At 55.0% G+C, this 12,250-nt stretch carries 10 protein-coding genes and 4 pseudogenes; 10 read left to right on the top strand and 4 right to left on the bottom strand.

Annotated features, from left to right (window positions below):
- Positions 1-1,101 precede the first annotated feature (1,101 nt).
- Entirely contained in the window at positions 1,102-2,292 is a 1,191-nt protein-coding gene (locus ACR3FF_RS22660; RefSeq protein WP_458190405.1) for an MFS transporter, read from the top strand.
- A 338-nt stretch (positions 2,293-2,630) separates the two neighbouring features.
- Here the strand turns inward: ACR3FF_RS22660 and ACR3FF_RS22655 are convergent.
- Positions 2,631-3,135, bottom strand: a pseudogene (locus ACR3FF_RS22655) (IS6 family transposase); the annotation flags it as partial.
- A gap of 101 nt (positions 3,136-3,236) precedes the next feature.
- On the opposite strand from ACR3FF_RS22655, the gene ACR3FF_RS22650 reads away from it, so the two are divergent.
- Positions 3,237-4,301 (top strand): zinc-dependent alcohol dehydrogenase family protein, encoded by a 1,065-nt coding sequence (locus ACR3FF_RS22650; protein ID WP_458190404.1) that lies wholly within the window; start codon positions 3,237-3,239, stop codon positions 4,299-4,301.
- A 263-nt stretch (positions 4,302-4,564) separates the two neighbouring features.
- Here ACR3FF_RS22650 and ACR3FF_RS22645 read toward each other — a convergent pair whose 3' ends face one another.
- Both ACR3FF_RS22645 and ACR3FF_RS22640 read right to left on the bottom strand, forming a co-directional pair.
- Positions 4,565-4,900: an SWIM zinc finger family protein gene (locus ACR3FF_RS22645; protein WP_458190403.1), complete on the bottom strand. Its 336-nt coding sequence runs from the start codon at positions 4,898-4,900 to the stop codon at positions 4,565-4,567.
- 126 nt (positions 4,901-5,026) lie between these two features.
- Positions 5,027-5,344, bottom strand: a complete 318-nt coding sequence (locus ACR3FF_RS22640; RefSeq protein WP_458190402.1) for a hypothetical protein — start codon at positions 5,342-5,344, stop codon at positions 5,027-5,029.
- A gap of 105 nt (positions 5,345-5,449) precedes the next feature.
- On the opposite strand from ACR3FF_RS22640, the gene ACR3FF_RS22635 reads away from it, so the two are divergent.
- From ACR3FF_RS22635 to ACR3FF_RS22605, 7 genes and pseudogenes are all read left to right on the top strand, one after another.
- Positions 5,450-5,794 carry a hypothetical protein gene (locus tag ACR3FF_RS22635; protein ID WP_458190407.1) on the top strand — a complete coding sequence of 115 codons (345 nt, stop codon included), beginning with the start codon at positions 5,450-5,452 and terminating at the stop codon, positions 5,792-5,794.
- A 224-nt stretch (positions 5,795-6,018) separates the two neighbouring features.
- Positions 6,019-6,693 (top strand): annotated as a pseudogene (locus ACR3FF_RS22630) (IS6 family transposase).
- A gap of 105 nt (positions 6,694-6,798) precedes the next feature.
- Positions 6,799-7,968, top strand: coding sequence for a thiolase C-terminal domain-containing protein (locus tag ACR3FF_RS22625; protein ID WP_458190401.1), 1,170 nt, complete (start codon positions 6,799-6,801; stop codon positions 7,966-7,968).
- Complete coding sequence (locus ACR3FF_RS22620; RefSeq protein WP_458190400.1) at positions 7,965-8,396, top strand: Zn-ribbon domain-containing OB-fold protein; 432 nt, start codon at positions 7,965-7,967, stop codon at positions 8,394-8,396. The genes ACR3FF_RS22625 and ACR3FF_RS22620 overlap by 4 nt, the downstream gene beginning before the upstream one ends.
- Positions 8,397-9,062: 666 nt before the next feature.
- Positions 9,063-9,467, top strand: a complete 405-nt coding sequence (locus ACR3FF_RS22615) for a hypothetical protein (RefSeq protein ID WP_458190399.1) — start codon at positions 9,063-9,065, stop codon at positions 9,465-9,467.
- A gap of 402 nt (positions 9,468-9,869) precedes the next feature.
- A pseudogene (locus tag ACR3FF_RS22610) lies at positions 9,870-10,144 on the top strand (DsrE/DsrF/DrsH-like family protein); the annotation flags it as partial.
- Positions 10,145-10,278: 134 nt separating this feature from the next.
- Positions 10,279-11,346, top strand: coding sequence for a methyl-accepting chemotaxis protein (locus ACR3FF_RS22605; protein ID WP_458190398.1), 1,068 nt, complete (start codon positions 10,279-10,281; stop codon positions 11,344-11,346).
- 34 nt (positions 11,347-11,380) lie between these two features.
- Here ACR3FF_RS22605 and ACR3FF_RS22600 read toward each other — a convergent pair whose 3' ends face one another.
- Positions 11,381-12,007 (bottom strand): zinc ribbon domain-containing protein, encoded by a 627-nt coding sequence (locus ACR3FF_RS22600; protein WP_458190406.1) that lies wholly within the window; start codon positions 12,005-12,007, stop codon positions 11,381-11,383.
- 91 nt (positions 12,008-12,098) lie between these two features.
- Between ACR3FF_RS22600 and ACR3FF_RS22595 the strand changes: the two are divergent.
- Positions 12,099-12,250 (top strand): annotated as a pseudogene (locus ACR3FF_RS22595) (IS5/IS1182 family transposase); the annotation flags it as partial.

The following is a 12,250-nucleotide window of genomic DNA, read 5'->3' as shown; positions in this document are numbered from 1 at the left end:
GACGAACGATTCGAGCTCGGTGCGTTCCTCGTCTGAAAGATCAACCGTATACTCCTTGTTTACCATATCCTCTCTAACAGATTGTCTCTTAACAATCTATGGTTGACGAAGCACTAGCGGAGTTCAATCCAAAGCGGTAGACTAAGAGGACCAGATGCGGTGCATCACAGCACGAGAAAACTATCGATCACGGCACTCTGTCGTCGTACCGGCACGGTCTAGTTAAGCGATTCTGTTGTAGAGTGGCGTTTCAACGTCTCTCCTGTGAGTGGCCAACGAATCTCCTCGTCTCATCATGACGAGGTTTTTTGGTGACGCAATTGAATTCAGTCTTCTCACGGTGCAGCCGATCTCACTCTCAAGAATCAGTCACATACAAACAGTGTAAAAATCCCCTTAATCGTACCACTGTCGCTTTGTTATCCTTATCTAGACAGTGCCGACGAACTGTTCCATACGTACTGTAGAAATGTATGTATGTGCTTCGAAGTTAGTGGTGAAACTATTATAGTCCAATCTCTAGTCTCATTCCTAATCTGTGATCCTGTGAGCGTTCGCTGGTCGGTGCTATCCGAGAACGTCACCTGGCGTGCCATGGATAAAAAAGACTGAAACGGTGGTTAGTTTGGCAGTTCTTTCCGTCCTATTCTTACGCACGGCCAGCACGGGAAGTCACCAAGGCTGTCACAATCGCAGTCTTCTGGTTCGGCATCGTCTTCGTCTTCGGACGGGAAGGCCTCGAGCGTCTCGTCGTCAGTTGCGTCTTCGACGGCGGCCATGTGTTTGCAGAAGGCATTGCGGTGGCGTGGTGCGGGCAGGTGCAGGCCAGCAGTTCGTTGGTCACGTCGTCGATGGAGACCGTGTATTGGTGGTCTGCGGGGTTCTCGTGGCTCTCGTGGGTGACTTGTTTTCGCTGACGCCCCTCTCATGCTAAATGGAATTTGTTAGAATCTTATTTCCTTATATATAATAACGTAAACTAAGTTATTTGCCTAGCAGGACGATAGCATAGACTCGGCAAATACTCCCGCCACCCGAATATCTATTCGTCCGTCTAGGATGGAGTAGTTGCAGATGTCTTGGAATCGAGAACAGTCTCGAATGCTTGCTGTAGCGAGTATCTCTCTATTACTCTCGATCCTTGTCTGGTTCAACTATTCTGCAGTCCTCCCCCTTATCGTGGAGGAATGGGGACTTTCGGGTATCAACGCCGGGATCATTTTTGGCGCGTTCCAAGCCGGGTACCTTATCGCGATCATCCCTGCTGGAGTGTTTGTTGATCGCTATTCACCGCGCCGGATAATTGCAGTTGGTGCAACAACAACAGGTGTCGCGAGTCTTGGGTTTGCTATTTTGGCAACGGGATTCTATAGCGGCACAGCGCTTCGATTCGTCGCCGGCCTCGGCATGGCTGGCGTGTATGTCCCTGGGATGCGTTTTGTCGCTGATTGGTACGCCGAGACGGCTCGAGGGACTGCCATGGGAATTTACATCGGGACATTTTCTCTCGGTAGTGGTCTCTCGTTTCTCATTTCCTCGGTAGTTGCAAGCGCACTCGACTGGCGAATCGCAATTGCTACCACAAGTGTCGGAGCGCTCGTTGTCGCACCCCTGATTCTTATCGTTGGTCGTGATGCTCCGAACACCATTCAGCGAACGGCAACCGGCCTTGACCTCACTGTGCTACGAAACCGATCCTATCTTGCTGCAATAGGTGTGTACTCGTGGCACAATTGGGAGTTGTTTGGTGTCCGCAACTGGCTTGTCGCATTCTTACTTGCAGCACCAGCGGTCACAGCAACCGGACAGCCAGCGCTGGTTGCGGGAACGCTTGCCGGTGTGATGATTGCTCTTGGCGGCCTCGGGAACGTCATTGGTGGCATACTGAGCGACCGTGTCGGGCGGGTTCAGATCATTTCTCTTGCCCTCTTCGTGAGTGGCCTCATCAGTGCGACCATCGGTGCGTTCCAATGGTTACCGCTCATCGCGCTTACCATACTTGTTCTATGCTACGGTGTTGCCCTAACGATGGATAGTGCACCGACGTCAACTTTGATTACTGAACTTGTTGCTGACGAGCACGTTGGAGCGGCATTATCGGTGCAATCGTTTATCGGATTTAGTACAACCGTGATCTCACCGGTGGTTTTTGGATGGGCACTCGACACTGGTGGGTACACGTTTGCATTTCCAACCCTCGCGGTGGGAGCCCTTCTCGCGATCTTTTCAGCTGCTATTCTCCAATATACTCGAAAAAATAAAGTCCGATCTATAGCTGCTCTGCAGAAGTGATAACGGGAGGGAACTCTCGTCACAAAGTCAGCTTGAATAGCTGTTAGTAGACGTGAGCTTAGCAGCAATGGAAAACCAATAATTTATCGGATCAATGGTATCACTTTCAATTGCTCTTTGTGATATATATGATTTAATTATAATTATATAAATACTATTCGAGCTAGTTTTAGTATATCTAACCCATCCACTCACAAACAGATGGTTCATGAAGCAGGCCGATGCTTATGCAACCAACTCTTCAGTCGCCGATCCCGAAAAATCGATCGTCTCATAAAAGCGACAGCCGCCTCTCCTGATACTCGGATGCTTGAGATAGCAACCGGACCGGGTCATGTTGCATTCCGATTTCCATGTTGAACAGTATGAAATCGGAGTCCTGCTCTGTGGAGTGCAGCCGCTAGGTGATGTGCGTGATCAACGAGAAATACGGCGTTGGAGACATCGTGTTTCTTACGAATTCCCGCAGAAATTGTTGTGTCGACACCGTCGTAGTCGTCGCAAACAGCCGTATATGCTGGAATTCGTTCAAATCCGGATCGACGGCGGCATACAGCCAGAATTGCTGACCACTGATTCGGATCACTGTCTCGTCAAGTGCGATGTAATCCAGACTCGCGTCGCTGGCGGGATGTGGATCTGCCCCCTGTACCCAATCGTGAACGGCTTTCCGCATCGTTCGACACCGAAATTCTCTCATTCTAATATAGTATTCGAAATTGATAATCAAGCCAGATGAAGTCGAATATCGAGTGCCATCAGATCTCTCGGTGTCCGCTCTCGCTCCACAAAATCTAACTGGATCCAGTCGCTACAACCGTTGAGGCGGGCGATTTCAGCCATTAGATCAGCCGAAATTCGCTCCGACTCATCCTTTATCCTTGACTAAACACGACCATTTATATAGTGAAAAGGTTGTTAAGAATGCCCGATGTGGACTTGTTATGCGCGCAGCCGTCCTCGAAGAATATCAAGAACCGCTCGCAATTCACGACGTTGATGCCCCCAGTCTAGAGACTGAGGGTGTTGTCGTTGAGATGGAGGCGTGTGGAATTTGTCGCAGTGACTGGCACGGATGGCAAGGTGATTGGGACTGGCTTGGTATCCAGCCACCGAAGGGACAAATTCTCGGGCATGAACCTGCTGGTACAGTTGTAGAAGTTGGTGACGACGTTGAGAACATCACGGAAGGCGATCGAGTTACCATTCCGTTCAATATTGGTGATGGAACGTGTCACCAGTGTCGAACTGGGCACGGAAACACCTGTGAAAACGTGATGCCCCTGGGATTTGCCGAGCCTGTCCAAGGAGCATTTGCAGAACAACTACATGTCCCAGCAGCCGATCATAACGTCGTCCAGCTACCGGGTGGTGTTTCAGCAGTCGACATGGCAGGACTCGGATGCCGATTTATGACCTCATTTCACGCACTTGCCCACCAAGCAGATCTCAATGCAGGAGATTGGGTCGCTGTTCACGGGTGTGGCGGGGTTGGCCTTTCAGCCGTTCACATCGCTGATGCGCTCGGCGCAAATGTCGTTGCAGTTGATCTCAGTGATGAGAAGTTAGACAAAGCACGCGAACTCGGAGCGGTTGAAACGGTCAACGCGAGCGATGCTGACGATACTCCGGAAGCCGTGCAGGTGCTCGCCGGTGGTGGTGTTGACGTCTCGGTTGATGCGCTCGGTATTGAAACCACGTGTCGAAATTCCGTGATGAGTCTCGGTACACGCGGTCAACATGTCCAAGTCGGGTTGAGTACCCGAGATGAGCAGGGTATGGTGGCACTGCCGACGGATATGATGGTCATGAAGGAGATTGAGTTTATCGGATCGCTTGGTATGCCTCCAACGCGGTACGATGAAATCTTCCGCATGGTCGAAACGGGGAAACTCGACCCAAGTGCTGTGGTTTCGGAGACAGTTTCGCTTGACGATGTTTCCGATCGACTCGCATCGATGAGCGATTTCGAGACGATGGGTATTCCCGTTATCGATGAGTTTGCATAATTTGTTTCAAGTAATCGACTACCATTTATTTTATTAGCGCCACGAGCTGTCGTCTGGCAGTAAGTCGTACCTCTTCCTGCTATTTTGGGCGCTACCGCTACGGTGACAGCTCTAGTGGTACTTCGGTAGAATTGATGGCTTTGATGGGTTCAGCGATTAGGTGTGGCTACATATGGGCAAGTGGTGGCCGCCAGTACATCAGTGTCGCATCAATAGCTACATTCACACTCTCTGTGAGCGTTCGCTGATCGCGTCTGAGAGCGTCACTTGGCGTGCCAGGGATTAAAAAGGACTGACGCGGTGGTTAGTTCGGCAGTTCCTCTCGATCCCGTTTGCACGCACGGCCAGTATTGGAAGTCACCGAGGTCATCGCAGTCGCAGTCTTCAGGTTCGGTCTCGTCTTCGTCCTCGGACGGGAAGGCGTCGAGCGTCCCGTCGTCGGTTGTGGTTTTGACGGCAGTCATGTGCTTGCAGTAGACGTTCCGGTGGACGTGGTGCGGGCACGTGCAGGCTATCAGTTTCTCGGTCACGTCGTCGATGGAGACCATGTACTGGTGGTCTGCGGGATTCTCGTGGCTCTCGTTAGTCACTTCGACCATTCCGGGGGCTTCGATGTCGTAGGAGAACTGTTCAGCCTGGCGTTTCTGTGCCGTCTCGTCAGCTTCAGCCAGTGAAATGATGGTTAGAGTCGTATACCATCCCGCTCTCGAGTATTGTTCACAGTATTAGGCCCAATCGTGCTGACTCCATCCTTCATAGTGCTTGAAGCGACTTTTGATTTCAAAGGCTTCCCAGTGGCACTTGTGGTAGAGTGTATCCGCTAATGCGCCGAATTCGCTATTGTTGAGTTCGATCCCGTGATTTCCCTTGTTTGTAATATATTCGGCACTCTGAAGAGTAGCAAACACCTCACGAGCAGTTGGATATGCATGTTGTTCGATAGCCGCAATTGCAAGAAGGCGTTCTTGGTCAATTGGTGTCCCCCAGCGGTGTTTCGCGATCATAGCCGCAAGGAGGGCGCATTTCACCGACGGTTTTTCCATGAAAACCGCTACTCAAGAGTAGTTTATAAACGATGTTAATTGTTGTTAACGCTAATGGAAACATCCATATGCGGATGTGGACAACTAGAAACCCAGATAGAAGCCATGAGCCAAACTACACCACCCGACGGCGCTGAAGAGCTAGATACGAAGGCGTCCCGTCTTGCACACCCGAGTGGCTGGCTCCATCTCACCCAGCATGAGAGCGTTGCAATTCTTATCGATGCACTCCTCGACCTACCACCAGGACGGGAGTTCAATAAGACCGAGTTCGCTGACCATGCTGGTGTTACTCGCCAGACTGTCGCGAATTACATCGACCTACTGCTTGAAGTCGAGATCATAGAGGAAGTGCCGAAAACCTCGCCAACGCGATACCAAGTAGCCGATAGTGCTGTTGTCATGGAATTGTTTGAACTCAACAATGCGTTGAACGCTGCTCACGAGTAAGTGATTGTGTCTAGAGAAGGCCTCTACCAGTAGTGTACAGCTGATTTACTCCGGAAATATGGTGTGTGACCAATGGACTGTTTGGGTGGCTAGTATGTGCGGGCGTGGCGGCCGAGACAAGAACGTGAACGAATTGATAAGAATGTCTACTGAGAGAACCCAAATTTGGGCACTGTCTAGTTAGGCCAGTTTGAGAAGCGAGCAGTTCGTTGGTTTTGGTGTCTATGCTCAACCAAGAACTGCTCAGCGAGACGTTAGAGACGACGAATCTTGAATGTTGGGAGCGTGAGCGGACGGCGACGCCCTAGGGCGTTCGCCGTCCGGCTCCACACGACCGGTTGTTCACTCAGAGAGACACAAGCGATTCTCGCGCTGTTCGGCGTTGAACGGTCACATCAAGCGATTTTCAGTGGGTACATCGTGTTGCTGACAGCGTCTCGGATCCGCCGTCGGCGTCGCCGATGCGGGTCGCGGTCGACGAAACCGCTGTCAAAGTGAACGGCGAGTGGTTGTGGGTGTACGCTGCAATCGACACCAACACAAAGTTGCTGCTCGATGTTACCGTATTTGAGCAGCATGGCACTGATCAAGCGGCTGTGTTTCTCGGCCAACTGGCCGAGAAGCACGATCTCTCGGATGCTGAGTTTCTCGTTGATGGCTACGGCTATCGGACTGCCCTCTTTCGAGTTGGGTTGAGCGGTCCGCTTAACTACACGGAGCGAAACCTGATCGAAAAATGGTTTCACACGCTCAAACAGCGCATCGACCGCTTCCATACGTCGTGGGTGGACAGTCGGCCGAGCGTCCAACGGTGGCTTGAACAATTTGTGCATTACTATAACCATCAGCGACCACATCAATCGCTCAACAACCGAACACCCGTCGAGGAGCTAAACTAGACAGTGCCGCCTGCAGTGATATTTAAGTAATTCTACAACTCGATAGTTCAGTCAGTGTGAGAATGCGAATAGATAACTATTCCCAGTGAGACCGGGTAGGTACGCATGCCAGAGCCAGTCATCGCGTCGGTCGGCGCCTCGCCGCTCGGCCGCACGAACCTCCCGGGCCGCGACCTGTTCTCGGTTGCCCTCGCGGAGACGTTTGACGAGTTGCCCGATCCTGCCGACCTCGTCGAGGCGGTGTACGTCGGCAGCCAGTCGGAAAGCTACGAACACCAGATCATGTACGGGACGCTTTTGGCCGAGTGGGCCGGACTCCGTCACGTCCCCGCCGAGCGAGTCGAGGGGTGTGCCGCCGCAGGCGCGCTCGCGTTGCGCCACGCGGTCAAGGACGTCCGCAACGGAGAACACGAGGCCGTGCTCGCGTGCGGCGTCGAGAAGATGACTTCCGCGGGCACCAGCGGTGCGACTGACGCACTGTCGGCTGCGTTCGACCGTGCCATCGAGCAGCGTTCCGGAATCACCGCGCCCAGCCAGTACGCACTGCTTGCCAAGCGCTACCTCCACGAAACGGACGCTACGGAACGCGACCTTGCCGAGATCGCAGTGAAGAACCACGCCAACGCCGCTCGCAACCCCCGGGCGCAGTTTCCGAAGGAGATCGACGTGGTGACAGTCCTGGAGTCAGACCCCATCGCCCCGCCGCTGAAGCTCTACGACTGTGCGCCGGTCGGGGACGGCGCCGCGGCCGTCCTCGTAACGACCGCCGAGTTGGCGGCCGAACTCGACCGCCCGCAGGTGCGCGTCGCGGGCAGCGGGGCCTCCGCAAACAACATCGCGGTCGCCGAGCGAGACATGACTGACATCGCCGGAGCTCGCATCGCCGCTGAGACGGCCTACGAGGAAGCGGGCATCGACGCCACGGCCGTCGATATCGCGGAGGTCCACGACGCCTTTACCGTCTGCGAGGCCCTGCTCGCGGAGGCCGTCGGCTTCGCCCCCGCGGGAACGGGCTATCAGAGCTACCAGGCGCCAGCGGAGCGGGCTGACGGCTGGACGGACGTACAGTTGAGTCCGAGTGGCGGACTGAAGGCCCGTGGCCACCCCATCGGCGCGACCGGGCTCTTGCAGGCGCTCGAAGCTTACGAACAGCTCACGGGGGCCGCAGGCGACCGCGCGGTCGAAGGGGCCGAGACAGCCTTGTTGCTCAACGAAGGGGGCGTCGCGGACGCCGTTACCGTCGGCCACGTACTCACGACGGCGGTGGCACCATGACTGACGGTGACCTCGATGCGACCGACGCGCGGACACTTCCAGGCTTCTTCGACGCTCTCGCGGACGGCGAACTCATGGGCGGGGTCTGTGCAGACTGTGGACAGGTGCTGTTGCCACCGCGGCCGGCCTGCTTCGCCTGCGGCAGTCGCGCCGTCGACGTCGAATCGCAGTCACACGAGGGCCGGGTCTTCTCGTACACGGAGGTCCACACGCCGCCGCCGGCGTTCGCGGCGGACGCGCCCTACACGGTCGCCGTCGTGGAACTCGCGGACGGAGGCCGCCTCCTTGGGCGCGTGGCCGCCGACTACGCCGACGTCGCCATCGGTGACTCGGTCGAACTCACAGTGCGCGAGCCGACGGCCGCAGAGCGGGAGGTCGCGCTCGACTACGAGACCGACTGGCCGATCCACGTCTTCGAGCCGCGGTGAGGATCGGGCCCGGCTCCACGCTGGATATTGGTGGCTAAATAGGCGACTCGACGACCCGCTAGTTGCTCAAGCGGCGTGGGTCGAGCCCGGTGCACTCCTCCACGACGTGGGCGCCCCGAATTGACACGGTTCGGGACTGACGCCGTACGGCTACTCGTGAGTACGGCAGTTGTATCGGCATCTATCGGCTAGAAGTCAGCGCGAGAGGGAGAGGTGGTACCGGCCACTGCGTCTGTGGTCGGAAATACGTGATTGAGTCAACCGAGATTGTCACCGTCTGAGAGTGGACGGGGTGATCGATTGCTGTCGATGGTGGTCTCTTTCCGTTTCGTCATGTTTTACGACACGAAAATAAACAACAGTGACTCGATTGCAGCTTCACTGCTGGATACACACCACAAGCTCACCAGTCGGTGAGAATGGGCTGAACGATACGTACCCTGTCTCTTGCAGCGGCTCACGGAGATAACGAGATGTTGTCAGTAACCCCGTGCAAGAGACAGAGAATGAGTTCAGCACGGCGGGTTCGTTTGTTTCACGCTTAAACCGGTGAACCGCCTGCTCAGTGGACCTGCCTATTGTGCGTTTGACCGCTCTCAAGTGTCCGAGTTCGGTAGGTTTCGATAGGGCTGCAGCTTAAAACAGTACGAGGCGTACTATTTTCACATGTACAGAACAATTATTGGTCTCATCGGAGTCATCATCGCGTTGTTTCCAGCGAAGATTCGCTACCTCTATGAGCAATTTGCTCTCAAGAACCCTGACGAAGTCAACGCGAAGCCCTGGTTCACTCCCGCGATCAGAGCAGAAGGGATCGTCTTCCTACTTGTCAGCATTGCCGGGGGAAAAGCATACACCGCATCGATGTACGTTCTCGGAATTGCGGGAGCTGTCGCACTCTTTATTCCGAAGCAGGCGCTCAAATTGAGCGAGGACTACGCCTACGAACGACCGGAGACGATAGAGTGGAACGAGGGACTGGTTACGGTGATCCGTTGCTTCGGATTGGTTTACCTTCTTATCGCGCTCAGCGCACTCTTCAACCGAAACCGGGATACTGACAGCTCCTGACCGGTGAACCGATACCCTTCTCACCGGTACGTAACACCGAAATTTGGAAGATCATGTGGCCAATATACGCCCTGAGTTCAGCACACACTACATGAGCTGTCTAATTCCTGTCAGAAACGAGGTGACCGACTCAGAGGTTGTCTCCATCACACCCACTCCGTGACTCATAAGTGATGTCCGGTAGAAATTGTAGCTCTCGCATGAATGGATAAATATAAAAGGAAATATTAATTTATCTTTCTTTTAAAGGCACTTTTAGCTCTTCAAGGGATATTTTCATACATTTATCTGTGAACGATGACTACGGACCAACCGAGCGAACTACCAGAGCAATGAAATCGGAGATACACGGAAACCAGCAGTTACAAGAGATGACGACCAGTTACCAGAGATGACGACCAGCACATGCCGATTACGAACGTGCTGGCGACACTACCGGAGATGGATTGGATGACGAGCTGGATGATGAACCGCCGCATCGAGGACAACGACCCCGCCACCATCGAGGAACTCATCGACACCTGCGTCGAGATGGGCGTCGACCTCCAGGCCTGTCAGACGACCCAGGACCTCATGGACTACGACAAGGCCGACTTCTACGAGGGCGTCACCACTGGCGTCGGCGTCGCCACCGCCCTTCAGCACATGGGCGAGCGGACATCCAGTTGTTGATATAGTATGCGGGTAGCTTCCAATACGACAATAAAATATGTCAGAATACAACCACAATTCCAGTCTCGCGGCGTGGTGCAACGACACGAGAACGACCCGCGGTCCGACACCAGTCGATGAGTACGTGAGGTGACCTAGCATGGCTCCAATCTCGACAGTCGTACAGTTGTTCATCACCCTCGGCGCGGTCGTGATGTTGGGTTCGATCCTCTATACCCGCCGCCTGTTCGACCGACTCGACGAGAATACCTATCAACTGCGTTGGCAGGGGCTGTTCGGCCTGATGGCGTTCTTTTTGCTGGGCTACGTCGCGGCCCTCGCGGTCACGTTCGCCGGTAACGAAGTCGTGTTCCAGATGTTCACTGGACTGGTGTTCCTGTTCGGAGCAGTGTTCGTGTTCTTCGTCGTGAACACCGGACTCGTGACGGTCACCGACCTGCAGGATAAGATGCAGGAAGCACAGGAAGCGCATCGCGAAGCCGAGAAGGCCCGGAAAGAGGCAGAGGCGGCCCGATCCGAAGCTGTCAGAATGAACGAGTACCTCCAGGCGAAGGCCGACGAGTACGCCGCGATCATGCAGCAGTGCGCGTCCGGAGACCTCACCGGGCGGATGGAACCCGACGGGGTGGTCGACGCGATAGATCAGATCGCAACCGAATACAACCTGACGATCGACGAACTGGAGCGGACCTTCGGCCAGCTCAAGAGCTTCGCCGACGAGGTCGAATCTTCGGGTCAGATGGTCCAGACGTCCTCCCAGAATATCCGGCATGCGTCTGAACAGTGCGCCGAGTCCATCCAGAATATTTCCGACGACACCTACAACCAGAAGGAACGCCTCCAGTCGATATCCGAGACGATGGACCGGATCGCCGCTGACATCGAAGCATTCGCCAGCGAGAACCCCGATGTCGACTTCGACGACTCGCTGGACCGGATCGACGAGGTCGCTACCACGCTCGACGAGGTCGTCGAGTTAAGCGAACAGACGCTCTCCGCGTCCAAGACCATCGCTGGCGCCGCCGAAGAACAGGCCGCCGAACTCAGCGAGGTCTCTCAGCGTGCCGAGGACCTGGCCCGGTACGCCCGCCCGCTTCGGGATGTAATCGAACGCTTCAAGACCGAGTCGGAACACGAGTTCTACTACCCCATCGGACCCGGGTCGCCATCTGAAGAGGGACCAGGCCCAGTCATGGACGAGGACTAGCAGCCACACTGTCTTCCGTCGACGGGAACCGTTCCTATTTTCGGTAGCAATTGGTCGTAATCCGTGTAAAACGGTTCATTCCAAGCATCGCTGGGCTTGATGCACAAGGGTTGCTACTATCTTTTATCGTCTCTGTCGGGGTGACAGCGGGCGCTATGAAGCACGACCCACCACCAGCAGTCACCCGCTCCTGTGAAGACTGTCCGATGTACGCAAGAGGCGCTTCACCGAACGCGAGACGCATGCCAGCGGAACGGCTTGCTGGCACGATTTCAGAGTCCCCCGTATAGGAGGACGTGAAATCGTGGTTTAGTGAAGCCGTCTCACTGAAGAACACGCCAGCCACGTTCACTGCGCCAACGTAATCACGGTCGGCCTCGAAGCCACACCGAGCGTTGTCACAGCGGAAATGCCCACCCCACCACACCTCAAACAAGTGGTCGGGGGACTTTGTGGTGTGGCCCGTCGAACCGCACCGAGGGCACGACCGAGACGTGTTACCCGGACGCACTCGCTCCACGTGTAATCCGGCGATGTCTGCCCGATACTCGATTTTCGAGATAATTTCACGGCGTGCCCACGAACTGAGTTCCCACGACAATTGCCCCTCACCACGCGGCGGTGATAGACTCCGTAGGTCTTCGTGAACAATCGCGTCCACACCATACACGAGAGCGAGGGCGAGGACTTGGTTGGCTATGTCGAGCGTGTCATAGAAAGCCTCCCAAGGGAGGCCGCAGGGTTTTGAAACTGTGTCCAGCAGTACCAACGCCCTGCAAGACGTAGCTTCGGTAGACGACTTTTTGAATGCGGCGGCGACCGAAACAGTACCGCTGTTCGAACACCTTGAATTCGAGTTTCTGTTGGAGTACGACGTGTTCGCCCCCGCTCGCCGGGGGCGAAC

This window comes from Haladaptatus ordinarius, from assembly GCF_054177595.1.
Note: the sequence above shows the minus strand (reverse complement) of the source record. Positions and strands in the feature narration are given on the sequence as shown.